This is a genomic window from Pseudomonas sp. GW821-FHT02C04, assembly GCF_059421845.1.
Genome location: NZ_JBWKVT010000007.1, coordinates 268,814 through 292,849, shown reverse-complemented (window position 1 = coordinate 292,849; position 24,036 = coordinate 268,814). Strand labels below are relative to the sequence as shown.

Annotated in this window: 23 protein-coding genes and 4 tRNA genes; 15 read left to right on the top strand and 12 right to left on the bottom strand. The window is 60.5% G+C overall.

Going from position 1 to position 24,036, the window contains the following annotated elements; genetic code table 11:
* Positions 1-18: 18 nt before the first annotated feature.
* The 4 genes from AC07VV_RS24270 to AC07VV_RS24255 all read left to right on the top strand — a co-directional run bounded on the left by AC07VV_RS24270 (position 19) and on the right by AC07VV_RS24255 (position 5,329).
* Positions 19-888: an oxygenase MpaB family protein gene (locus tag AC07VV_RS24270; protein ID WP_495037678.1), complete on the top strand. Its 870-nt coding sequence runs from the start codon at positions 19-21 to the stop codon at positions 886-888.
* A gap of 54 nt (positions 889-942) precedes the next feature.
* Positions 943-1,959, top strand: a complete 1,017-nt coding sequence (locus AC07VV_RS24265) for a class I SAM-dependent rRNA methyltransferase (protein WP_495037677.1) — start codon at positions 943-945, stop codon at positions 1,957-1,959.
* A gap of 122 nt (positions 1,960-2,081) precedes the next feature.
* Positions 2,082-5,033: a DUF748 domain-containing protein gene (locus AC07VV_RS24260; protein WP_495037676.1), complete on the top strand. Its 2,952-nt coding sequence runs from the start codon at positions 2,082-2,084 to the stop codon at positions 5,031-5,033.
* Positions 5,033-5,329 carry a DUF2845 domain-containing protein gene (locus tag AC07VV_RS24255; protein WP_495037675.1) on the top strand — a complete coding sequence of 99 codons (297 nt, stop codon included), beginning with the start codon at positions 5,033-5,035 and terminating at the stop codon, positions 5,327-5,329. The genes AC07VV_RS24260 and AC07VV_RS24255 overlap by 1 nt, the downstream gene beginning before the upstream one ends.
* A 167-nt stretch (positions 5,330-5,496) precedes the next feature.
* Here the strand turns inward: AC07VV_RS24255 and AC07VV_RS24250 are convergent, their stop codons facing one another.
* Together AC07VV_RS24250 and AC07VV_RS24245 are read right to left on the bottom strand one after the other, a co-directional pair.
* A complete protein-coding gene (locus AC07VV_RS24250) occupies positions 5,497-5,853 on the bottom strand; it encodes a BON domain-containing protein (protein ID WP_096820895.1) in 357 nt (118 codons plus the stop codon).
* A gap of 299 nt (positions 5,854-6,152) precedes the next feature.
* The gene (locus AC07VV_RS24245; RefSeq protein WP_096820894.1) at positions 6,153-6,593 is read right to left on the bottom strand and encodes a pilin; all 441 of its coding nucleotides are present in this window, start codon (positions 6,591-6,593) and stop codon (positions 6,153-6,155) included.
* A gap of 226 nt (positions 6,594-6,819) precedes the next feature.
* On the opposite strand from AC07VV_RS24245, the gene pilB reads away from it, so the two are divergent.
* From pilB to yacG, 5 genes are read left to right on the top strand one after another with little or no spacing between them, the layout of a single operon-like run.
* Positions 6,820-8,520, top strand: coding sequence for a type IV-A pilus assembly ATPase PilB (pilB, locus tag AC07VV_RS24240; RefSeq protein WP_495037674.1), 1,701 nt, complete (start codon positions 6,820-6,822; stop codon positions 8,518-8,520).
* A 2-nt stretch (positions 8,521-8,522) separates the two neighbouring features.
* The gene (locus tag AC07VV_RS24235) at positions 8,523-9,740 is read left to right on the top strand and encodes a type II secretion system F family protein (protein ID WP_495037673.1); all 1,218 of its coding nucleotides are present in this window, start codon (positions 8,523-8,525) and stop codon (positions 9,738-9,740) included.
* 1 nt (position 9,741) lies between these two features.
* Complete coding sequence (locus AC07VV_RS24230) at positions 9,742-10,614, top strand: prepilin peptidase (protein ID WP_495037672.1); 873 nt, start codon at positions 9,742-9,744, stop codon at positions 10,612-10,614.
* Positions 10,611-11,234, top strand: a complete 624-nt coding sequence (gene coaE, locus AC07VV_RS24225; protein WP_102621090.1) for a dephospho-CoA kinase — start codon at positions 10,611-10,613, stop codon at positions 11,232-11,234. The genes AC07VV_RS24230 and coaE overlap by 4 nt, the downstream gene beginning before the upstream one ends.
* A complete protein-coding gene (gene yacG / locus AC07VV_RS24220; protein WP_096820889.1) occupies positions 11,231-11,431 on the top strand; it encodes a DNA gyrase inhibitor YacG in 201 nt (66 codons plus the stop codon). Before coaE ends, yacG begins: the two co-directional genes overlap by 4 nt.
* 8 nt (positions 11,432-11,439) lie before the next feature.
* Here yacG and AC07VV_RS24215 read toward each other — a convergent pair whose 3' ends face one another.
* Positions 11,440-11,655 (bottom strand): hypothetical protein, encoded by a 216-nt coding sequence (locus AC07VV_RS24215; RefSeq protein ID WP_096820888.1) that lies wholly within the window; start codon positions 11,653-11,655, stop codon positions 11,440-11,442.
* Positions 11,656-11,720: 65 nt separating this feature from the next.
* Positions 11,721-12,410: an energy-coupling factor ABC transporter permease gene (locus AC07VV_RS24210; protein WP_102621091.1), complete on the bottom strand. Its 690-nt coding sequence runs from the start codon at positions 12,408-12,410 to the stop codon at positions 11,721-11,723.
* A 133-nt stretch (positions 12,411-12,543) separates the two neighbouring features.
* On the opposite strand from AC07VV_RS24210, the gene AC07VV_RS24205 reads away from it, so the two are divergent.
* From AC07VV_RS24205 to AC07VV_RS24185, 5 genes are all read left to right on the top strand, one after another.
* Positions 12,544-13,170: a DUF1780 domain-containing protein gene (locus tag AC07VV_RS24205; protein ID WP_003228301.1), complete on the top strand. Its 627-nt coding sequence runs from the start codon at positions 12,544-12,546 to the stop codon at positions 13,168-13,170.
* Complete coding sequence (locus AC07VV_RS24200) at positions 13,167-13,694, top strand: MOSC domain-containing protein (protein WP_495037671.1); 528 nt, start codon at positions 13,167-13,169, stop codon at positions 13,692-13,694. The genes AC07VV_RS24205 and AC07VV_RS24200 overlap by 4 nt, the downstream gene beginning before the upstream one ends.
* Before the next feature lie 51 nt (positions 13,695-13,745).
* Complete coding sequence (locus tag AC07VV_RS24195) at positions 13,746-13,919, top strand: DUF3094 domain-containing protein (protein WP_096820886.1); 174 nt, start codon at positions 13,746-13,748, stop codon at positions 13,917-13,919.
* A gap of 63 nt (positions 13,920-13,982) precedes the next feature.
* Positions 13,983-15,281, top strand: coding sequence for an NAD(P)/FAD-dependent oxidoreductase (locus tag AC07VV_RS24190; protein WP_096820885.1), 1,299 nt, complete (start codon positions 13,983-13,985; stop codon positions 15,279-15,281).
* Between the two features lie 213 nt (positions 15,282-15,494).
* A complete protein-coding gene (locus tag AC07VV_RS24185) occupies positions 15,495-15,902 on the top strand; it encodes an HvfA family oxazolone/thioamide-modified RiPP metallophore (RefSeq protein ID WP_096820884.1) in 408 nt (135 codons plus the stop codon).
* 74 nt (positions 15,903-15,976) lie between these two features.
* On the opposite strand, the gene AC07VV_RS24180 is transcribed toward AC07VV_RS24185, so the two are convergent.
* The 8 genes from AC07VV_RS24180 to rluD form a co-directional block, all read right to left on the bottom strand.
* On the bottom strand, positions 15,977-17,602 hold the full coding sequence (locus tag AC07VV_RS24180; protein ID WP_495037670.1) for a methyl-accepting chemotaxis protein: 1,626 nt from the start codon (positions 17,600-17,602) through the stop codon (positions 15,977-15,979).
* A 159-nt stretch (positions 17,603-17,761) separates the two neighbouring features.
* A tRNA-Pro gene (locus tag AC07VV_RS24175) sits at positions 17,762-17,838 on the bottom strand.
* 97 nt (positions 17,839-17,935) lie between these two features.
* A tRNA-Lys gene (locus tag AC07VV_RS24170) sits at positions 17,936-18,011 on the bottom strand.
* A 5-nt stretch (positions 18,012-18,016) separates the two neighbouring features.
* Positions 18,017-18,093: transfer RNA gene (locus AC07VV_RS24165), tRNA-Pro, on the bottom strand.
* 9 nt (positions 18,094-18,102) lie between these two features.
* Positions 18,103-18,178, bottom strand: a tRNA-Asn gene (locus AC07VV_RS24160).
* Positions 18,179-18,476: 298 nt separating this feature from the next.
* Positions 18,477-21,041 carry an ATP-dependent chaperone ClpB gene (gene clpB, locus AC07VV_RS24155; RefSeq protein WP_096820882.1) on the bottom strand — a complete coding sequence of 855 codons (2,565 nt, stop codon included), beginning with the start codon at positions 21,039-21,041 and terminating at the stop codon, positions 18,477-18,479.
* 130 nt (positions 21,042-21,171) lie between these two features.
* A complete protein-coding gene (pgeF, locus tag AC07VV_RS24150) occupies positions 21,172-21,894 on the bottom strand; it encodes a peptidoglycan editing factor PgeF (protein ID WP_495037669.1) in 723 nt (240 codons plus the stop codon).
* Entirely contained in the window at positions 21,891-22,853 is a 963-nt protein-coding gene (gene rluD / locus AC07VV_RS24145) for a 23S rRNA pseudouridine(1911/1915/1917) synthase RluD (RefSeq protein ID WP_096820880.1), read from the bottom strand. Before rluD ends, pgeF begins: the two co-directional genes overlap by 4 nt.
* A gap of 152 nt (positions 22,854-23,005) precedes the next feature.
* On the opposite strand from rluD, the gene AC07VV_RS24140 reads away from it, so the two are divergent.
* A complete protein-coding gene (locus tag AC07VV_RS24140) occupies positions 23,006-24,022 on the top strand; it encodes an outer membrane protein assembly factor BamD (RefSeq protein ID WP_495037668.1) in 1,017 nt (338 codons plus the stop codon).
* Positions 24,023-24,036: the final 14 nt, after the last annotated feature.

The following is a 24,036-nucleotide window of genomic DNA, read 5'->3' as shown; positions in this document are numbered from 1 at the left end:
CTTCACCACTGAGTTGCCATGGAATTCATCCGCAGCCGTATCGAAAACCAACTCATGAGCCTGACCGGTCTATCGCTCGGCCAGCTCGACCTGGAAAACCCCAAGGGCGATCCCGGCCTGTTCGGCCCGGACTCGATCAGTTGGCAAGTGCACGGCGACTTCAGCAGCATGTTGATCGGCGGCATCAGTGCCTTGTTGCTGCAAGCCTTGCATCCATTGGCACTGGCGGGCGTCTGGGATCACTCGAATTTTCGCCAGGACATGCTCGGCCGCTTGCGCCGTACCAGCCAATTCGTCTCCGGCACTACGTTCGGCTCGAAACGCGACGCCGAATGGCTGATCGAGAAAGTCCGCACCATTCACCTGCAAGTCGTCGGCACCGCGCCGGATGGCCGGCCTTATGCGGCCAGCGATCCGGATCTGCTGACCTGGGTGCACGTGGCCGAAGTCAGCAACTTTCTCGCCGCCCATTTGCGTTACCGCAACCCGCAGTTGTCGCCGGCCGATCAGGATCGTTACTACGCGGAAATCGCCGTGGTCGCTGAACGCCTCGGTGCCCGGGATGTACCGAAGTCGCGCCAGGCCGTGGCCGATTACCTGCAACGCATGCGCCCGCAGTTGCTGTGCGACGATCGCAGCCGCGAAGTCCTGCGCCTGTTGCTCGATGCCCCGGCACCCAGCGTTCTGGCGCGGCCGTTTGGCGACCTGATGATGAAGGCCGGCATCGACCTGCTGCCGGACTGGGCCAGCGACATGCTGGATGCCCGCCAGAACCCGCTGCAACGCCAGTTGATCCGCGCCAGCGTCAAACGCAGCGCACCGATGCTGCGCTGGGCGATGCGCAATGGATCGGTGCAACGGGCCCAGCGGCGGATGGGGCTGAGCTGAAGCTCAGTAACTGCTAAACTCCCGCGCCCCGATTCCCTCCAGCAAGGCGCAAGCATGTCTTCCCTGAATCAGGCGCTGCGCGCCGCCCTCGACCAACGCCAGGATCTGCTCGCCGAGCTGCACCGCCAGGGCACCGACTGCTATCGCCTGTTCCACGGCAGCCAGGAAGGCGCCGGCGGTCTGACTATCGACCGCTACGGCCCGCAACTGATGGTGCAGAGTTTCCACCAGACGCTGGAACTCGCCGACCTGCTGCAACTGCACGCCACGGTGAATGAAACGCTGGGTTTGCAAACCTTGCTGGTTTACAACGACCGCTCCCGTGGCAACTCGCGCATCGATCGTGAAGATGGCGTGTACCGCGCCGACGACGCCGCGCTGGTTGATTTGGTGGGCCACGAATGGGGCCTGAATTACCGCGTCCGCGGACGCCACGCCGGACAGGATCCGCTGCTGTTCCTCGACCTGCGCAACACTCGCGGCTGGGTCAAGGATCACGCCAAGGGCAAGAGCGTGCTCAATCTGTTCGCCTACACCTGCGGCGTCGGCCTCAGCGCGGCTGCCGGCGGAGCCCGCGAGGTATGCAACCTGGACTTCGCCGAGGGCAACCTGGCAGTCGGTCGCGAGAACGGCTTGCTCAATCCGCAACTGCCGACCATGGAGTTCATCCAGTCCGACTACTTCCCGGCGATCCGCCAGTTGGCCGGTCTGCCGATCAGCCAGCGTCGCGGGCAGAAGCTGCCGAGCTATCAGCGCCTCGAACAGCGCCAGTACGATCTGGTGCTGCTCGACCCTCCTGCGTGGGCCAAAAGTGCGTTCGGCACGGTCGATTTGCTGCGTGACTATCAAAGCCTGCTCAAGCCTGCCCTGCTCACCACCGCCGAGAACGGCGTGCTGATCTGCTGCAACAACCTGGCGAAGGTCAGCATGGACGACTGGCGCGAACAGGTGCTGCGTTGCGCCGAGAAGGCCGGTCGCCCGGTACGCGAATGGAGTGTGATGACGCCAGGTGCCGACTTCCCTTCGCTGGATCAACAACCGCCGCTGAAGACCCTGATTCTTCAGCTCTGATTCTCTGGCTTTAAAGTCGCGCAGGAAATTTCCCACAGAAAAATCTGAACAATCCTGATCACAGGCTATTACTTCGGAACCGGAATCGCGTGCCATACTCCAAGGCACTCCGATTCAGACAGATGAAGCCGCACATGCCCAAAGGATTGATTCGCGCGATTGGCGCCTTGTTGACTGCTCTGGCCCTCTACAGCCTGCTGGGGTTTCTGATTTTGCCGGGCATTGCGCTCCGCGTGGCCAACCAGCAACTGGCCAACTACGCGACGGTGCCTGCGCATATCCAGCGTATCGAACTCAATCCGTTCAGCCTCGAAGTCACGCTTTGGGGCCTGGTCATCGGCGAGCCGGGCAAGGAACAGGTCGGTTTCGAACGCCTGTACGCCAACCTGCAACTCGACAGCCTGTGGACAAAAGCGCTGCACCTGTCCGACATCGAACTGGATAAACCCAAGACCGAAGTCCTGTTCGCCCAGGACGGCAAACTCAATCTGCTGGGTCTGTTCAAGTTGCCGGCCAGTGAACCGACGCCGGCCGATCCGAATGCCAAACCGTTTCCGCTGCGCATCGACCGGATCAAACTGGCCGGCGGCAACGTGCACTTCCAGGATTCACGCCCGAGCGAACCGATCGAGTTCCTCTACGACAAGCTCGATTTCGAACTGAACAACCTCAGCACCCTGCCTGACGACAACGCCGACATGACCCTGGTCGCCATCGGCCCGGCCGGTGGGCAGATCGACTGGAAAGGCAACTTCAGCCTGATCCCGATCGCCTCCGAAGGCACGCTCAAAGTCACCGATGGCCAGATGAAAGCCTTCTGGCCCTACGTGCGCGACGCGGTGCCATTGGTGCTGGAAAACGGCGTAGTCAGCCTGAGCACTGACTACAAGCTCAACCTGTCCAAGGAAACCGAACTGCTGTTGAGCAACGTCTCGGTCAGTGTCGCGCCGTTTGCGATCAAGGCCCCGGACGGACGCCCGCTGGCGAAACTCGACCGCCTCGACGTCAGCGAAACCACGGTGGACCTGGCCAAACAGCAAGTGGTGGTCGGCAAGATCCGCAGCCAGAAACTCGAAACCTGGGCCGCCCTTGAGGCGGACGGGCAACTGGACTGGCAGAAATTGTTCGCCAGTCAGCCGTCGAAACCGGCCGCCAAAGCGGCGGCGGAGCCGAAAAGCACCCCGGCGGCTGCCGACTCACCGAAACCGGAACCGGCCGCACCGGGCAAACCGTGGCAGGTGCTGCTCAAGGACGTGCAACTGCGTGACTACAAAGTGCATCTGGCCGACCGTTCGGCGAAGCCGGAAGTCACACTGGATGTCACGCCACTGAACGTCGACCTGCAGAATTTCGACAGCCTCAACGGCTCGCCCTTCAACGTCAAACTGGACACCGGCCTGGGCAAGCAAGGCAAGATCAGCGCCGACGGCGTGGTCAATCTGGCACCGGTCACGGCCCAACTCAACGTGAAGACCCAGGACATCGACCTGCGCGTCGCCCAGTCCTACATCAACCCGTTCATTCGCCTGGAACTGCGCAGCGGCATGCTCGGCAGCGATCTGAAAGTGAATCTGAAAAGCGTCACACCCCTGGCACTCAGTGTCACCGGTCGCGCCCAGGTCGATCAGTTGCACACCCTCGACACCCTGAAGACCCGCGACTTTCTCAAGTGGCAGCAAGTGGTGGTCGAAGGCCTGAACTATCAGCACGGCGACAACCTGTCGATCGACAAGATCAACCTGTTCCAGCCCTATGTGCGGTTCATGATCAACGATGACCGCACCACCAACATCGACGACCTGCTGATTCCTCAACCCGCCGATTCCGGGGCGAAAACCGCAGCGGCCAAACCGGCCAGTAACTCGAAACCGCTGGGCATTCATATCGGCGGCATCGCGATCAATGACGGCTCGGCCAACTTCGCCGACTTCAGCCTGACCCCGAACTTCGCCACCGCGGTCCAGCAGCTAAACGGCCAGATCGGCACCATCGACAGCCGTCAGGCGAAACCCGCCAGCGTCGACGTCAAAGGCAAGGTCGACCGCTATGCGCCCGTGACCATCAAGGGCGCGGTCAACCCGTTCGACCCGATGGCCAGCCTCGACATCGCCACCAGTTTCAAACGGGTCGAATTGACCACCCTGACGCCCTACTCCGGCAAGTTCGCCGGTTACCGGATCCGCAAGGGCCGGCTCAATCTCGACCTGCACTACCTGATCACCAAGGGCCAGCTCAAGGCCGAGAACAAAGTGGTGGTCGAGCAGCTGCAGCTGGGTGAGAAAGTCGACAGCCCGGATGCCGTGAGCCTGCCGCTGAAACTGGCGATTGCGTTGCTCAAGGACGTGGACGGCAAGATATCCATCGAGCTGCCGGTCACCGGCGACCTGAACAACCCGCAATTCAGTGTGATGCCGATTGTCTGGCAGACCCTGCGCAACCTGATCGTCAAAGCCGCCGCCGCACCGTTCAAGATGATTGGCGGACTGATCAGCGGCGGCGGTTCCGAAGACCTCGGCACCGTGTCCTTCGCACCGGGCTCCAGCGAACTGAACAAGGACGCCGAAGCCGCGCTGGTCAAACTGTCCCAGGCCTTGAAGGAACGTCCTGCCCTGCGCCTGGAAATCGAAGGCACCGCCGCCCAAAGCAGCGACGGCCCGCTTATTGCCGAACAGCGTCTGGAACGTGAATACCAGTACAACTACTACAAGATGCTGCAGCGCCGTGGCGACAAGGTGCCGGCTCAGGCCTCACTGATCCAGGTGCCGGATGGCGAAAAAGGCCCGCTGCTCGAAGGCATCTACCGCACTCGTCTGAAAACCCAGCCGCCGGCTGAATGGAAGGATCTGGGCAAGGAAGAACGCACCGCGAAAATGCGTGCGGACGTGATCAAGTTCTGGAGCTCCAGCGACGTGCTGCTGCGCCAGCTCGGTCAGGACCGTGCCAGCAGCATCAAGGATTACCTGGTGGACAAGGGCCAACTGGCCGACGACCGCGTGTACTTCATCGACGCCAACCTCGGCGAAGCGGAAAGCGACGGCCGCGTGGTGACGCAAATGCATCTGGATGCCGAGTGATGAACCGCCAATGGCTGGCTGCAATGGCGCTGGCACTCGTCGCCAGCCAGGCGTCAGCGTCCGATACGCTGCGCTGCGGCAGCCAGTTGGTCAGCCTTGGTGACCGTTCCAGCGAGGTGCTGCAAAAGTGCGGTGAACCGGTCAGTCGTGACGTGCTGGGCTACAAGCGCAGCGCCAATCGCCGGGAAGAGTTTCAGGTCGAGGAATGGACGTACGGCCCGAGCAACGGCATGTACCAATACCTGCGGTTCGAAGGTAATCGCCTGCGGCAGATCAACAGCAAACGCGGTAACTGACCTCCCCCATTGGTTTCCCGTCCCTGAAATAGAACAGGCCCCGACACGAATGCCGGGGCCTGTAATGGCCACTCCCTGTGGCCGTTCGCATGAACTCTAAAGTGCGGCAGACGTATTGCTCGGCCCGCCTGTCGCGTCTTCTCCCGGTCCAGGCGAGAAGTCTTGCCTTACTCGGCTTTCAGGCCGTCAGCGGAGACCGCTTTGACGCCTTTGATTTTCTTGGCGATGGCCACGGCGGTGGTTTTCTGAGCTTCGGTGATGGCAACGGTCGAAGACAGGGAAACGACGCCTTTGTTGGTTTCTACTTTGATATCAGTGCCTGGAATGCCTTTTTCGGTGACCAGGTCGCTTTTGACTTTAGTGGTGATCCAGGTGTCGGAAGTGGCCTCTTTCGCCTTGGTCATTTCACCGGCGGCCAGGGTCATCGGCGCCTGGGTTGCCTGGGTGGATTGTGCGAATGCGCCGGTGGCCATGGTCAGGGTCAGCGCGGTAGCAGCAGCGGCAGTGATAGCGAACTTCTTCATACGAGTAACTCCTGTTTTTCTGGAAAGTCTGCTGCGTGTCTTGTCAGCAGGGTTACTGGAGATATTGCGAACGCTGTGCCAAGTTTTGAAAATAGTAAAAAACCATACAAATCAACAACTTAGCAAACTCATAAATTTTCAGAATCATGCAAATTGCATGACAGGCGAATTATCTGCATGCAAGTTGCGGCTTTTGGGAAAGTTCCTAACACACTGAAAAGATTGAAGCTTTTTGTGAAGTGCTACGCAAAAGAAAATGCCCCGCAAAGCGGGGCATTTCAGGACGCCTGGCTAGCCGGTCAGGCACCGCTGCCCGGGCAACCTTTAGGCGCGTAGTCCGGGTTGACCGTGGATGCGCAACTCCAGACACCGGCGGTGTTGCCGGTGGCAGCACCCGTACGGGAAAGCGTGATGGTCTTGCCCAGTACCGGGCCCGGTGCATTCACCAGCGTGCAGGTGATCGTGCCGGCACCTGTCGAAGCCGTGCCCGACGCCGCCAACGTGCAGTTGGAGGTGGTGGCTGCCGCGTTACCGGCCACCAGCAACAGGGTCGGGTCGGTACCTTGATTAATGGTGTCCTCGAACGGCACTTTGAGGGCGCTGATTTCCGCCAGCCCTGCCGTCACCTTCGACCGTGCCTGGTACTTGGTGTATTGCGGCAACGCGATGGTGGCCAGAATGCCGATGATCGCCACGACGATCAGCAGCTCGATCAGAGTGAAACCTTGTTGTTTCTTCATAGACACGCTCCATGCATGAGTCGGAATCTCATGATCTGAACAGGACTCAGCACAGCCCGTGCCAAGGCGCTCGCACCCGCGCAGGCTGGGCGAGATCACGCTATCGCGGCGTTTCCTACAACCTGTAACCGCACTATCTGACACTTTTTGTCACCTGCACCGAGGCGGTTTGGCGCTGTCACTTGACTAGGCTATAAGTCATGAACTGTCTGCATCCGGGATTCCCATGAATGACATCGCTCTGAGCGGTCTGGCCAAGCAATTGGTACAGGCCGAACTGCTCACGGAAAAAAGCGCCCAGCAAGCCTGGCAGCAGGCCCAGCGCAATCGTCTGTCGCTGGTCAGCTATCTGGTACAGAACAAACTGGTGAAGAGTTCGCAGGTTGCCGAGATCGCCTCGGAGCATTTCGGCATGGCGTTCCTCGACCTCAACTGCCTGGACAAGGAAACCCAGCCCAAGGGCCTGGTCAGCGAAAAACTGGTGCGCCAGCACCACGCGCTGCCCCTGTGGCGGCGCGGCAACAAGTTGTTCGTGGGGATTTCCGACCCGAGCAATCATCAAGCAATCAACGATATTCAGTTCAGCACCGGGCTGACCACCGAAGCGATTCTGGTGGAGGACGACAAGCTCACCGACGCCATCGAGAAGTTCTTCGACACCCACGCCTCCGGCCTGGAGGACATGGCCGATGTCGACCTCGACGGGCTGGACGTCGAGTCCATCGATGACAGCAAGCAGGATGCTATCGGCGCCATGGACGCCGACGACGCGCCGGTGGTGCGCTTCGTCCACAAGATGCTGCTGGATGCGATCAAAAGCGGCTCCTCCGACCTGCACTTCGAACCCTACGAGAAAAACTACCGGGTTCGGGTACGTACCGACGGCATCCTGCGCGAAGTGGCCAAACCGCCGATTCAACTGGCCGGGCGCATTGCCGCACGCCTGAAGGTCATGGCCAGCCTCGACATCTCGGAACGCCGCAAACCTCAGGACGGGCGACTGAAGATGCGCCTGTCGAAGAGCAAGTCGATCGATTTTCGGGTCAACACCTTGCCAACCCTGTGGGGCGAGAAAGTGGTGATCCGGATTCTCGACCCGTCCAGCGCGCAGATCGGCATCGACGCCCTCGGCTACGAGCCGGAGCAGAAAGAACTGTACCTGGCCGCCCTGAAGCAGCCCCAAGGCATGATCCTGGTCACCGGCCCCACCGGTTCCGGCAAGACCGTGTCGCTGTACACCGGGCTCAACATTCTCAATACCGTCGACATCAACATCTCCACTGCCGAAGACCCGGTGGAGATCAACATGGAAGGCATCAACCAGGTCAACGTCAATCCGAAGCAGGGGCTGGACTTCGCCCAGGCCCTGCGCTCGTTCCTGCGGCAGGACCCGGACGTGATCATGGTCGGCGAAATCCGCGATCTCGAGACTGCGGAAATCGCCATCAAGGCGGCGCAGACCGGTCACCTTGTGCTCTCCACGCTGCACACCAACAGCGCCGCCGAGACACTCACCCGCTTGCATAACATGGGCATTCCCGGCTTCAACATCGCCACGTCGGTCAGCCTGATCATCGCCCAGCGTCTGGCGCGAAAACTCTGCAGCCACTGCAAGAAACCCATCGAGATTCCCCGCGAAACCTTGCTCAAGGAAGGCTTCCCCGAGGAACGCATCGGCAGTTTCACGATCTATGAGCCCGCCGGTTGCGATCAATGCAACGGCGGCTACAAGGGTCGCACCGGAATTTATGAAGTGGTGAAAAACACCCCCGAGCTGCAACGGCTGATCATGGCCGAGGGCAACTCATTGGAAATCGACAGCCAGATGCGCCTGGACGGCTTCAACGACCTGCGCACCTCGGGACTGATCAAGGCGATGCAAGGCATCACCAGCCTTGAAGAAATCAACCGGGTCACCAAGGACTGAACATGGCCGTCAAGGCAGCGAAAATCAGCGTCTATGCCTGGGAAGGCACGGACAAGAAAGGCAGCAGGATCACCGGCGAGTTGAGCGGGCAAAACCCCGCACTGATCAAGGCCCAGTTGCGCAAGCAGGGCATCAACCCCGGCAAGGTGCGCAAGAAATCCGCGTCGTTGCTGAACTTCGGCAAACGCATCAAGCCGCTGGACATCGCCCTCTTCACCCGGCAGATGGCGACCATGATGAAGGCCGGCGTGCCGTTGCTGCAGTCGTTCGACATCATCGGCGAAGGCTTTGAAAACCCGGCGATGCGCAAACTGGTGGACGAGGTGAAACAGGAAGTCGCCGCCGGTAACAGCTTCGCCGCGGCCCTGCGCAAGAAACCGCAATACTTCGACGAGTTGTACTGCAACCTGGTGGATGCCGGCGAGCAATCCGGCGCCCTCGATACCCTTTTGGAACGCGTAGCGACCTACAAGGAAAAGAGCGAAAGCCTCAAGGCCAAGATCAAGAAAGCCATGACCTACCCCACCGCCGTGATCCTGGTGGCGGCGGTCGTCACCGGGATTCTGCTGGTGAAAGTGGTGCCGCAGTTCCAGTCGGTGTTTTCCGGATTCGGCGCCGAACTGCCGGCGTTCACCCTGATGGTGATCGGCCTGTCGGAGTTCATGCAGCAATGGTGGTGGGCGATTCTCGGCGTGCTGATCGCAGCGTTTTTCGGCACCCGCCATGCCCTGAAGAAATCCCAGGCCCTGCGAGATCGGCGTGATGCCTGGCTGCTGAAACTGCCACTGGTGGGCACCATGATGTACAAGTCCGCCGTGGCCCGTTTCGCCCGAACCCTGTCGACCACGTTTGCCGCCGGCGTGCCGCTGGTCGAAGCGCTGGACTCGGTCGCCGGGGCCACCGGCAACGTGGTGTTCAAACGTGCGGTGCTGCGCATTCGCCAGGACGTGGCCACCGGCATGCAGCTGAACTTTTCGATGCGCACCACCGGAATCTTTCCGAACATGGCCGTGCAGATGACCGCCATCGGCGAAGAGTCCGGCGCCCTGGACGACATGCTCGACAAGGTTGCCGGGTTCTACGAGGAAGAAGTGGATAACATGGTCGACAACCTCACCAGCCTGATGGAGCCTTTCGTCATGGTGGTACTCGGGGTGATCGTCGGCGGACTGGTCGTGGCCATGTACCTGCCGATCTTCCAACTCGGCTCAGCGATCTGACATGCCCATCGACGAACTCTTCGCCCTCTATCCGCTGGCCTTTGTCTTCACCGCTCTGGTGCTCGGGCTGGTGGTCGGCAGCTTCCTCAATGTGGTGATCTGGCGCCTGCCGAAAATGCTCGAGCGTGAATGGCGCCAGCAGGCCCACGACGTACTCGGGCTGCCCGTCGAAACGCCTTTGCCGGTCTACAACCTGATGTTGCCGCACTCGCAGTGCCCGCATTGCGCCCACCGCATTCGTGCCTGGGAAAACATTCCGCTGCTCAGCTACGTATTTTTGCGCGGCCGCTGCTCGTCCTGTTCGGCACCGATCAGCAAGCGTTACCCACTGACCGAACTGGCCTGCGGCCTGCTCTCCGCGTTCATCGCCTGGCACCTGGGCTTTGGCTGGCCGGCATGCCTGATGATCGTCCTGACCTGGGGCCTGCTGGCGATGAGTCTGATCGACACTGAGCATCAGCTGTTGCCCGATGTACTGGTGCTGCCGCTGCTGTGGCTGGGGTTGATCGTCAACAGCTTCGGCCTGTTCGTCTCGCTGCACGACGCGTTGTGGGGAGCAGTGGCGGGTTATATGGCGCTGTGGTCGGTGTTCTGGCTGTTCAAGCTGCTCACCGGCAAGGACGGCATCGGTCACGGTGATTTCAAGTTGCTGGCGTTGCTCGGGGCCTGGGGTGGCTGGCAGATTCTGCCGCTGACCATCCTCCTGTCTTCGTTGGTAGGGGCGGTGCTGGGGGTGATTCTGCTCAAACTGCGCGACCGCAAAACCTCGACGCCAATCCCCTTCGGGCCGTATCTGGCAATTGCCGGCTGGATTGCCTTGCTCTGGGGTGGTCAAATAACCGACTTCTATTGGCAGTTTGTCGGTTTGAAATGAATACCCCTGTGGAAAAACCCTGGATTCTCGGCCTGACCGGCGGCATCGGCAGCGGCAAAAGCGCAGCCGCCCAGCACTTCATCGACCTCGGCATCCATGTCGTGGACGCCGATCATGCGGCACGATGGGTGGTTGAGCCGGGGCGCCCGGCGCTGGCAAAAATCGCCGAGCACTTCGGCCCCGATGTCCTGCAGGCCGACGGCACGCTGGATCGCGCGGCGTTGCGCAAGCTGATCTTCGAAGTACCGGAGCAGCGTCGCTGGCTCGAAGCGCTGTTGCATCCGCTGATCGCCGAGGAAATCGCCCATCACCTGGCGCTGGCAAAATCGCCTTACGCGATTCTGGTTTCGCCGCTGTTGATCGAGTCCGGACAGTACGCGATGACCCAGCGGATCCTGGTGATCGATGCTCCGCAGCAACTGCAGATCGAACGCACCTTGCAGCGTGACCAGACCAGCGAACAGCAGGTCCAGGCCATCCTCAAGGCTCAATCCAGCCGCGAAGACCGCGTCAGCCGCGCCGACGATGTGGTGGTCAACGACCGCGACCTCGCGTGGCTGCACAGCGAGGTCGAGCGCCTGCATCACTTTTACCTGACTTTATCTGGAGGCCAGTCATGAGCCCGATCCCAACCGTTGAATGCCCGACCTGCGGCGCCCCGGTGGAATTCACCCCCGAGAACAAATTCCGGCCGTTCTGCTCGGACCGCTGCAAGCTGATCGACCTGGGCGCCTGGGCGTCGGAAGAACACAAGATCCCGGTCGCCCCGGATGCCGAGGACGAACTGTTTTCCGGCGACTTCGACCCGCGCCACTGATCCTCTGATCAGGGCCGCATGAAGCCGTAGTCCTGATTGTCGTCGAGGTTTTCCGCCAGAAAGCGCAACTCGTCGGCCAGGTCTTCGGCGTTGCGCACGGCCTTGCTCTGTTGCACTACTGCACTGAGCAAGGCGCGCAGGCTCAATCCAGGATCGAACCCCACTTCCTGCGCCATCTCCAGACTTTGCCGGGTTTCCTGCCTCGCCCACTCGTAAACGCTCATGCCGCTGCTCCTGAAGGAATTTGGCCGAGCATGAAATGCCGCGCGCGGGGTGGATTTGATGTGGATCAAGACTTGGGATCGTCGTCCTTCCAGGGCGCCGAAAGGTAACGGGTGCGGTTGAAGGTCTCGAGCCATTCCGGGCTGAACACCACCAGCGCGCTGATCACCATGCCGTTGATGAACGCTTCCGGAAAAATCAGCAGCCACAGGTAGCCGATGAAATCTTCCAGCCACTCAGGCATGGCGAAGAGGCCGTCGTACCAGAGCAAGGTCAGGCTCAGTACCAGACACGCCAACGCCGACAAGGCCGCCGCGAAGAAGCCGGAGCAGAAGATATACACAAACGGATTACGCGGTTGCGCCCGCTCGACCAGAATCGCCACACCTTCGGTGATCAGCACCGGCAACAGGATCAGCAACGCACCGTTGACCCCGACCGCTGCCAGATCCTGGCGTCCCAGCAGGACCAGCCCGATCTGTGCCACCAGCCCGCCCACAATCGCCAACGGCCAGTCGAGCAGCAACGTCACGGCGGTCATGCCGATGAAGTGATACGACACACCCGTGTCGAAATCCCTGCGCACCATCCACAACAGAAACAACGCGAACACGGTGCCGAACAGCAAGTGCTGACGACGGCTGTCACTGAACAATTCGACCCACGGCGCGCGGCAGATCGCCCAGAGCAGCACGGGCAGGTAAATCAGCCAGCCAAGGGTCAGACTTGTCGATGACAGCAGTTCTGCCCCGATCATGATCCCATCACCTTCATTCGCACCGCAGACTCCTTTGATTGGCGCTCCTGCGATGAAGTCTACACCGCCACCCGGGTGAATCTGCCGATGCAAAGCTTTCTGCTTGTCGCAATTGAACGCTAAGCTTGGGCCTATGGATGACTCAGATTATTTACGCCTGCTGACCATCGCGGCCGAGCAGGCCAACGCGTTCCTGTCCAATGCCCGCAAATGGGAGCGTGAGCGTTGGGTCTGCCAGCGCCTGCTGCAAGGCCTGAATATTCCGTATCGCGCCGACGAATTCGCCCCGGCCGGTGAGCCGCCGGACGTGTTGTTTCGCGATGCCAACTTCGAGGTGTTTTTCGTCCTCGACGAAGGCCGCCGACTCAATGATGAATGGCGCGATGAGCTGCAACGTCGACGCAGTGCATTTTCCCTGAGCCAACTGGTGCGCCGCGAGGCCAAGCCGCGACGGATTCCGGCCAACGAATTTCTGCTCAGGCTGGCGCCGACCTTGCGCAAGAAAGCGCACAACTACAAGGAACGCGGCATGGACCTGGGCGAGCTGGACATCATCGCCTTCGCCAGCCTCAAGCGCGAAGTGCTCGACCTCAACAGCCACTTTCCACCGCCCACCGAATACTTGCGTCAGGGCTGGCGCTCGCTGTCACTGGTCGGGCCGACGTTCGCCAGGGTTCTGTTCGCCCATCCCGACGCACCGGATTTCCTGCGCAGCAACCTGGGCCGCAGCATCGTGTTCGATGTCGGGATCAGCCTGTGACGCCACTTCAACAATTGATTGCCGATGTCCCACAGACCGGGCGTGTGCGCTGGATCGGCGTGCGCCCCGAGTCCCGGGGGGCGATGCTCCCGCTCGATGCGGTTGAGGCGCGGCTTGAAGCCGGGCTCACCGGCGATCACGCCCGGCCCGGGGTGCGCAATGCGCGGCAGGTGACGCTGATTCAGTGGGAACATCTGGCCGTCATCAGCGCACTGATGGGCCGGTCGGCCGAACAACCGGTCACGCCTGAAGATCTGCGGCGCAATCTCGTTATAAGCGGGATCAACCTGTTCAGCCTCAAGGGGCGGCGCTTTCGTATTGGTCAGGCGATTTTCGAAACCACGGGCTGGTGTCAGCCGTGCGCGCGCCTGCAGAACAACCTCGGCCCCGGAACGTTCCAGGCGGTGCGCGGGCATGGCGGAATCACCGCGCGAGTGTTACAAAGCGGGATCATTCGCCTCGAGGACGGTGTGTCTGTCGAACCGGTCCCGGACAGTGGCTATGCTGCATTCAATCCCGGTTGAAAACCGCTGTAGCTTGTTCACTTTCAGTAACGTCTACCTGACGAGGCCTTTATGACCAGCCGCCTGAACCCTGATGACCAGAAGCATGTCGAAGAGTACCTGCAGTTGTCCCAACACCGTGTCGAGCGCCGGCCATTCCGGCCGTGGATGCTCCTGGTGGTGGTGCTGGCAGTGACCATTGGTCTGGGCCTGTTGAGCCGATTTATCAGTTACCTGACGCTATGAGCTGCATCGCGCTCGCTCGGGTAACCGCACCGATTTCCTTTAAAAACCTTGCGAGCTATCCCTATGTCCCATCGTATTGTCATTGTCGGCGGCGGCGCCGGCGGTCTGGAGTTGGCTACCCGTCTGGGTAAGACTCTGGGCAAGCGCGGCACTGCCAGCATCATGCTGGTCGACGCGAACCTCACGCATATCTGGAAACCGCTGTTGCACGAAGTGGCCGCCGGATCGCTGAACTCCTCCGAAGACGAACTCAACTATGTCGCCCAGGCCAAATGGAACCACTTCGAGTTCCAGCTGGGGCGCATGAGCGGGCTCGACCGTGAGCAGAAGAAGATCCAGCTCGCCGCCACCTACGACGAAAACGGTGTGGAACTGGTGCCGGCGCGAGAAGTGCCGTATGACTCGCTGGTGATCTCGGTCGGCAGTACCACCAACGATTTCGGCACCCAGGGCGCCGCGCAGCACTGCCTGTTCCTCGACACCCGCAAACAGGCCGAGCGTTTCCACCAGCAACTGCTCAATCACTATCTGCGTGCTCACGCCGGGCAAACCGATGTGGTCCAGCAGATCAGCGTGGCGATCGTTGGCGCTGGCGCCACGGGCGTTGAACTGGCGGCCGAGCTGCACAACGCCGCTCATGAGCTGGCCGCCTACGGTCTGGACCGGATCAAACCGGAAAACATGCACATCACCCTGATCGAAGCCGGGCCACGGGTGCTGCCAGCCCTGCCGGAGCGTATCAGCGGGCCGGTACACAAGACCCTGGAGAAACTCGGAGTCAATGTGATGACCAACGCGTCGGTCAGCCAGGTCACCGCCGACAGTCTGATCACCGCCGATGGCAACGAGATCAAGGCCAGCCTGAAAGTCTGGGCTGCCGGGATCCGCGCGCCGGGTTTCCTCAAAGACATCGATGGCCTGGAAACCAACCGCATCAACCAGCTGCAAGTGCTGCCGACCTTGCAGACCACCCGCGACGAAAACATTTTCGCCTTCGGTGACTGCGCCGCCTGCCCGCAACCGGGTTCGGATCGCAACGTTCCACCACGGGCCCAGGCTGCGCACCAACAGGCGTCGTTGCTGGCCAAGTCGCTGAAACTGCGGATCGAAGGCAAGACCCTGCCGGAGTACAAGTACACCGACTACGGCTCGCTGATTTCGCTGTCGCGTTTTTCGGCTGTGGGTAACTTGATGGGCAACCTGACCGGCAGCGTGATGCTCGAAGGCTGGCTGGCGCGGATGTTTTACGTGTCGCTGTACCGCATGCACCAGATGGCGCTGTACGGCCCGTTCCGCACCGCCATGCTGATGCTGGGCAGCAAGATCGGACGCGGCACCGAGCCACGCCTGAAGCTGCACTGATGTAAAACGCTGTGGGGGCGGGCCTGCTCGCTCCCACAGCGTTTTGTCTTTTACTGTATCTGCCCCCGCTTTCCTCACCTTCGCTTACAAACGCCCCCGCTCCTCGACACAGACGCGATAGACCGCCACCGCTTAATGGCCACACCCGAGCACACCTGCTCCGGCTGATCGCCCTTAACGTGTGGTTGCGCAGTGCAACCGAAGGAGAATGAAATGACCCGCACTTCGAAAATTGGCAAAACCTCCCTTGGCCTGGTCGGTGCCGTACTGGCTGGCGGCCTGATGCTGTCCGGCTCGGTGTTCGCCGCACAACCGCTGGCCCAGGGCTACATGGTCGCCTCGGCTGAAACCTCGGTGAAAACCCCGGAAGGCAAATGCGGTGAAGGCAAATGCGGCGACGCGTCGATGGCCAAGACCGACACCGATGGCGACGGCAAAGTCTCGCGCGCCGAGTTCCTGAAGGTCGCGCCGAAGTCCGACTTCGACAAGATCGACACCAACCACGATGGCTTCATCGACGAGCAAGAGGCGTACAACAACGTCAAAGCCAACTTCGAAGCCAACGGCAAGAAAATGCCGAAAGGCCTGTTCGAACACCTGAAAGACCAGGACGGTGCCTGATTTTCATTCTGTCCCGACAAAACAAAGCCGCGCTTTCTCTCACGAGAAGCGCGGCTTTTTTACGTCTGCAGAAATTACAGCTGAAAGCGTCGCACCATGCCCTGCAATGCATTGGCGAGTTTCGACAACTCATGGCTGGAAGCGCTGGTCTGATCGGCGCCGGCCGCCGAACGCACCGACAAGTCACGGATGTTCACCAGGTTGCGATCCACTTCCCGCGCGACTTGCGCCTGCTCTTCGGCGGCGCTGGCGATCACCAGATTGCGTTCGTGGATCTCATGCACCGATGCGGTGATGGTTTGCAGCGCCTCACCGGCCCGCTCGGCCAGCACCAACGTGGTGGACGCACGTGAGGCGCTGGCCTGCATCGACTCCAGCGCCAGGCTTGAACCGTTGCGCATGCCTTGCACCATCTGCTCGATTTCCTGGGTCGATTGTTGCGTGCGATAGGCCAGCGCGCGGACCTCGTCAGCAACCACCGCGAACCCGCGTCCGCTCTCCCCGGCCCGCGCTGCTTCGATGGCGGCGTTGAGCGCCAGCAGGTTGGTCTGCTCGGCGATCGCCCGAATCACATCCAACACCTTGCCGATGTCTTGCGACTGATTGGCCAGTGATTGCACCAGCTCGCCGGTATGTTGCACCTCACTGGCCAGTGCATTGATGGCGCTGGCGGTTTCACTGACGCGCTCTTGCCCCAGATGCGCCGATTCACTGGACTGGCGCGTCGCATCAGAAGTCGACACCGCATTGCGTGCGACCTCTTCGACCGCGGTGGTCATCTCGTTGACGGCGGTGGCGGCCTGTTCAATTTCGTTGTTCTGTTGTTGCAGGCCTTGGGTGCTGTCGAGCGTAACGGCGTTGAGCTCGTCGGCGGCGGTCGCCAGTTGCGTGGCAGAACCGTTGATGCCTTGCAGGGTTTCGCGCAGGTTCTGTTGCATGGTCGCCAGCGCCTTGAGCAAGCGGCTGACCTCATCATTGCCATCGGTCTCGATCGGCCGCGTCAGATCGCCTCTGGCGACGTTTTCTGCAGCATCAACTGCCGCGCTCAAGGGGCGAACGATGCTGCGCGTCAGGAGCATCGCCAGGGCCACGGTCGCCAATGCTGCCAGCGCGATGAACAGGCTGACGATGGTGCGTGAGGTTTCGTAGTGCGCGGCGGAGTTGCGGCTTTCGGCGGCGACCTGTTTGGCGAACAGATCCGCCAGGTCATTGAGTTGTTTGCCGGAGCCATCGACCACGGTTTTCATGTCGACCAATAGCAGCTTGGTCAGCTCGTCACGCTTGCCTTGCTCGGCCAGTGCGAACGATTGAGCGATGCCGGCACGGTAGGCCGCGAAAGTTTTCTTGAACTGATCGTACAACTGCTGCCCTTCCGGGGTGGTGACCAGTCGGTCGTACGCGGCGATTTTCTCGCTCAGCTCCTTGTCGCGGGTGTCCATCTGGCTGCGGTAGGTGGCGACGTTGCTCGGATCCTGATCCAGCGCCATGCGCAGGGAGATGGTGCGGATGCGCAGCATGATCTCGCGGATCTCGTCACCACCGCGGATGCTCGGCAGCCACTGATTCTCCACCGCGACCTCGCTCTCGCGGATGCTCGACATCTGCCCAAGGGCAAACACGCCGAGCAACGCCACCAGTACAGCGATCAGGGCAAAGCCCAGGGCGGCACGGGGAGCAATATTCAACTGACGAAGCAACATGACGAACGCCCTTTTTCTTGTATTGGCCGGATTCAAGGGGCGATCGACGGCAGCCCCCTCTCGTTAGCGGGCTATCGGCTAGTTGTACGATGACTTGAATGAAACATTTCTGGAGGGCAAAAAAAATCCCCGTATCTTTCGATACGAGGATTTTTAATATGGTCGGGGTAAGGGGATTCGAACTCCTGACATCCTGCTCCCAAAGCAGGCGCGCTACCGGACTGCGCTATACCCCGGTAAAAAAAAGGCGACCTTTCAAAGATCGCCTTCTTCGATCAGCGCTTTTGGCCTCTGATCTTAAGATTCGATCCCAGCGTTAACTGGTTTCAAAAATGGTGGGTCGTGTGGGATTCGAACCTACGACCAATTGGTTAAAAGCCAACTGCTCTACCAACTGAGCTAACGACCCAAAAATGGTCGGGGTAAGGGGATTCGAACTCCTGACATCCTGCTCCCAAAGCAGGCGCGCTACCGGACTGCGCTATACCCCGGCTTGAAATTGGCTCCGTGACCAGGACTCGAACCTGGGACCCAATGATTAACAGTCATTTGCTCTACCGACTGAGCTATCACGGAACTACATATTTCAATTTACTACGGTGAAACTTGCAGCTTCTCGACACCGTTTTCGCATCGCTGCGTTCGCGTGTCTGAGGCGCGCTATTCTACAACCTAGAACACCTCTGTCAACCCCCTAAATTGCTTTCAAGTTAATGATTTGCAACTTATTTCAGATTTCTGCCCAGTGAGCTGAAACCGTGTTGGTGACTGACTGCGGGGCGCACTTTACAAGCCTTTTCCTTTGAGTTCAACAGCCTAACGAAAAAAAAGGCCTCGCAGTGCGAGGCCTTCCTTACTTCACCACCTTCAGGTGTCAGTTGAACGTGATCTCGTCGTTCTCTACGACACCGGTCGCGGTCTCTCCCGGCAGGAAGCGTCCCGACAGGATCAACTGCGCCAGCGGGTTCTCGATCCAGCGCTGGATCGCCCGTTTCAGCGGCCGCGCGCCATAGACCGGGTCGTAGCCGACGGCAATCAGCTTGTCCATCGCCTCCGGGCTCAGTTCCAGCTTCAGCTCGCGCTCGGCCAGACGACTGCGCAGACGACCCAGCTGGATCTCGGTAATGCCCGCGATCTGATCCCGCGCCAATGGCTCGAAGATCACCACTTCGTCGACCCGGTTGATGAACTCAGGACGGAAGTGGGTGGAAATCGCATCCATCACCGCTGCACGTTGCGCCTCACGGTCACCGACCAGTTCCTGAATCTGCATCGAACCCAGGTTGGAGGTCATGACGATCACGGTATTGCGGAAATCCACCGTACGGCCGTGGCTGTCGGTCAGACGACCATCCTCCAGCACTTGCAGCAGGATGTTGAACACATCCGGGTGCGCCTTCTCGACTTCGTCCAGCAAGATCACCGAGTAAGGCTTGCGCCGTACCGCTTCGGTCAGGTAACCGCCCTCTTCATAACCCACGTAGCCTGGTGGCGCACCGATCAGCCGCGCCACGGAATGTTTCTCCATGAACTCGGACATGTCGATCCGCACCATCGCCTCTTCAGTATCAAAGAGGAATTCGGCCAGCGCCTTGCACAGCTCGGTTTTACCGACACCGGTCGGGCCGAGGAACATGAACGAGCCGCTCGGACGATTCGGGTCGGACAACCCGGCACGGGAACGCCGCACCGCGTTGGCCACTGCGACCACGGCTTCGTCCTGGCCGATCACACGCTGGTGCAACAGGCTTTCCATCTTCATCAGCTTGTCGCGCTCGCCTTCGAGCATTTTCGACACAGGGATGCCGGTCCACTTCGAGACGACTTCGGCAATTTCCTCTTCAGTCACCTTGCTGCGCAGCAACTGGTTCTCGCTCTTGCCGTGCTGGTCGACCATTTGCAGGCTGCGCTCCAGATCCGGGATCACCCCGTACTGCAACTCGGCCATGCGATTCAGGTCACCTTTGCGGCGCGCGGCTTCCAGTTCCTGACGGGACTGTTCGATCTTCTGCTGAATCTGCGCAGAACCCTGGACCTCGGCTTTTTCCGAGTTCCAGATTTCTTCCAGATCCGAATACTCACGCTCGTGGCGAACGATTTCTTCCTGGAGTTTTTCCAGGCGCTTCATAGCTGCCTCGTCGCTTTCTTTCTTCAGCGCCTGGGATTCGACTTTCAGTTGAATCAGGCGACGCTCCAGACGATCCAGCACTTCCGGCTTGGAGTCGATCTCCATGCGGATGCGGCTGGCCGCTTCGTCGATCAGGTCGATCGCCTTGTCCGGCAACTGCCGGTCAGTGATGTAGCGATGGCTGAGCTTGGCCGCCGCGATGATCGCACCGTCGGTGATCGCCACCTTGTGGTGAACCTCGTAACGCTCCTTGAGGCCACGCAGGATCGCGATGGTGTCTTCTTCGCTCGGCTCGTCCACCAGCACTTTCTGGAAGCGCCGCTCGAGGGCTGCGTCCTTCTCTATATATTGGCGGTACTCGTTGAGCGTGGTCGCGCCGACACAGTGCAGCTCGCCACGGGCCAAAGCCGGTTTGAGCATGTTGCCGGCATCCATCGAGCCTTCGCCTTTACCGGCGCCGACCATGGTGTGCAGTTCGTCGATGAACAGAATGATCTGCCCTTCCTGCTTCGACAGCTCATTGAGCAGGGATTTCAGGCGCTCTTCAAACTCACCGCGATACTTGGCACCGGCAATCAGCGCGCCCATATCGAGGGACAGCAGACGCTTGCCCTTGAGGCCATCCGGCACTTCGCCGTTGATGATGCGCTGGGCCAGACCTTCGGCAATCGCGGTTTTACCCACGCCCGGCTCGCCGATCAGCACCGGGTTGTTCTTGGTGCGGCGTTGCAGAACCTGAATGGTGCGACGGATTTCGTCGTCACGGCCGATCACCGGATCGAGCTTGCCGTCTTCGGCGCGCTTGGTCAGGTCGACGGTGTATTTATCCAGTGCCTGACGCGATTCTTCGTGGTTGGCGTCATTGACGGCTTCGCCACCGCGCAGGTTGTTGATTGCGTTTTCCAGCGCCTTTTTGCTCACGCCCTGGCCGAGCAGCAACTTGCCGAGCTTGCTGTTCTCGTCCATCGCGGCAAGCAGTACCAGTTCGCTGGAAATGAACTGATCGCCTTTCTGCTGGGCCAGACGGTCAGCCTGGTTGAGCAGACGCGCCAGATCCTGCGACATGTTCACATCGCCGGTCGGGTTCTGGATTTTCGGTAATTGATCGAGCTCTTTGGTCAGCTCTTTGCGCAGGCTGTTGACGTCGAAGCCCACCTGCATCAACAGGGGTTTGATCGAACCACCCTGCTGTTCAAGCATGGCTTGCATCAAATGCGCCGGCTCGATGGCCGGATGATCGTGGCCGACAGCCAGGGATTGGGCATCGGACAACGCCAACTGTAATTTGCTGGTTAAACGGTCTATACGCATGGGTCACCTTCCTTTTGAGCAGGCCGGACCTAAAAAACCATCCTGAATAAAGAAACCTGCCAGATACCGCTATAGATGCGGTCGATTCTGGAAGATTCAAGCGTGGGACAGTTGATGCAGATCAGACAGTTTAGCGGGTGAGCCAAACCAAGGAGGCGAAGCGACCGGTGCGTGGCGCACGACGGTAGGAAAAGAAGCGCGGATCGGTCACGGTACAGAAACCGCCACCATAAACAGCAGTGACACCCCGAACCGCCAGACGCAGTCGCGCGAGCTTATAGATGTCAGCCATGAACTTGCCGGCATTGTGGCTCGGGACAAAGGCTGTCGCGGCTTCGGGCAATTGATTGATGAAGACTTCCCGGACTTCCGGGCCGACTTCAAAGGCCTGCGGGCCAATGGCCGGACCGAGCCAGACCAGAATGTCTTTCGGATCGACGGCCAGGCTGTCGAGGGTGGCTTCCAACACACCGGCCGCCAGTCCACGCCAACCGGCATGAGCCGCTGCCACACGAGTACCGGCACGGTCGCAAAACAACGCGGGCAGGCAATCGGCGGTCATCGCTGAACAAGCAATACCGGGTGTTGCAGTCCAGCTGGCATCCGCCGTGGCCACCACGGACGGATCAGCATGCGCCACGGCAATCCCGTGCACTTGCTGCAACCAGGCAGGCTTTATAGAGAAGTGATCTGTCAGTCGCCGACGGTTTTCGGCGACTGCCTCAGGGCGATCATCGACATGATCGCCCAGATTGAGGCTGTCGAACGGCGCCTCGCTGACGCCGCCCTCGCGGGTGGTGACACAGGCCTTGACGCTGGCCGGCGCGGGCCAGTCCGGCGTCAGCCAGTTCATCCGACGAATGCCTCGCGATCCTGCTTGAGCAGGGTCAGCAGCCAGACGAAGTCTTCCGGCAACGGCGATTCCCAGCTCATGCGCACACCGGTGGTCGGATGATCCAGCTCCAGGAACCGCGCATGCAGCGCCTGACGCGGGAAGTGCTTGAGCGATTCGACCATCGTCGGGTTCGCCGCTGGCGGAATGCGGAAACGACCGCCGTACGCCGGGTCGCCGACCAACGGGAAGTTGATGTGCGCCATGTGTACGCGGATCTGGTGGGTACGACCGGTTTCCAGCTTCACCCGTACGTGGGTGTGCGAACGGAAACGCTCCAGCACGCGGTAGTGGCTGACGGCAGGCTTGCCACCTTCCATCACCGCCATGCGCTGGCGCTGCTGGCCGTGACGACCGATCGGGGCGTTGATCTTGCCGCCGGCCGTCACCACGCCGATCACGATGCACTCGTAGATCCGGCTGACGCTACGGCTTTGCAGCTGCGCAACCAGTTTGGTCTGTGCCTGAATGGTCTTGGCCACCACCATCAGACCGGTGGTGTCCTTGTCCAGGCGATGCACGATACCGGCGCGCGGGACATTGATGATGTCCGGCACGTGGTGCAGCAAGGCGTTGAGCAAGGTGCCATCGGCGTGGCCGGCAGCCGGGTGCACCACCAGGCCCGCAGGCTTGTTGATCACCAGGATGTCGTCGTCTTCATAGACGATATCGAGCTCGATGTCCTGAGCGACCCATTCACCCTGGGCCTCCTGCTCGGCGGTCAGCTCAAGGATGGCACCGCCATGAACGATGTCGCGCGGGCGGATGACCGCCCCGTCCACAGTCAGGCGACCTTCTTTGATCCAGGCGGAAAGGCGCGAGCGTGAGTGCTCTGCGAAGAGTTGGGCGGCGACTTGATCGAGGCGTTGGCCGCCCAATTCGGACGGCACCTCTGCGCGAAGTTCAATTTTATCGGACATGCTCGGACTGGGCGTCGGCTACAGCCTTTGGTTTCGGCTGCGCGCTTGTGGTTAAATACGGCGTCTTTTGCCCCGGGGCTTTTCAACGGGGCGCTCATCATAACAGGACGGCCCCGCCCAAGACAGCGGCCGTCATAGGGACGCAAGCCGCCATGCAAGTGAAACACCTGCTGCTGATCGCCATCCTCGCATTGACCGCTGCTTGCTCATCGAAGGAAGTCGTAGACGAAAACCTGAGTGAAGCCGAGCTGTACCAGCAGGCTCAACAGGACCTGGACAACAACAGCTATACCAGTGCCACAGCCAAGCTGAAGGCTCTGGAATCGCGCTATCCGTTCGGTCGCTACGCCGATCAGGCGCAGCTGGAACTGATCTACGCCAACTACAAGAACTCGGAGCCGGAAGCTGCAAAGTCCGCCGCCGAGCGCTTTATTCGTCTGCACCCACAGCACCCGAACGTCGATTACGCCTACTACCTCAAGGGCCTGACCTCGTTCGACCAGGACGTCGGCCTGCTGGCGCGCTTCCTGCCGCTGGACATGACCAAGCGTGACCCGGGCGCTGCCCGCGACTCCTACAACGAGTTCGCCCAGCTGACCAGCCGCTACCCGAACAGCCGCTACGCGCCGGACGCCAAGCAGCGCATGATCTACCTGCGCAACCTGCTGGCGGCCTACGAAATCCACGTGGCCGACTACTACCTGACCCGTCAGGCCTACGTCGCTGCCGCCAACCGTGGCCGTTACGTAGTGGAAAACTTCCAGGAAACCCCATCGGTCGGTGACGGCCTCGCGGTGATGACCGAAGCCTACCAGCGTCTGCACCTGGACGAACTGGCAGCCTCGAGCCTGGAAACCCTGAAGCTCAACTACCCGAACCACCCGAGCCTGAAAGACGGTCAGTTCGTACCGTCGGTCGCTGAAGCCGACAACCGTTCGTTCCTGAGCAAGGCCACTCTGGGCCTGATCGAATCCCGTCCGCCGCTGCCGCCGGGAGAAACCCGCGCCAACCAGGACGTGCAGAAGCAGTTCCAGGACGCGAAAGACGCGATCCCGAACGAGCTCAAGCCTAAAGACGAAAACGGCGACGTGATCGAGCCACCACAAGCCGAGTCGAGCGACAGCGATCGCTCCATTTTCAGCTACATGACCTTCGGTCTGTTCGACTGATCACTTCGGTGATG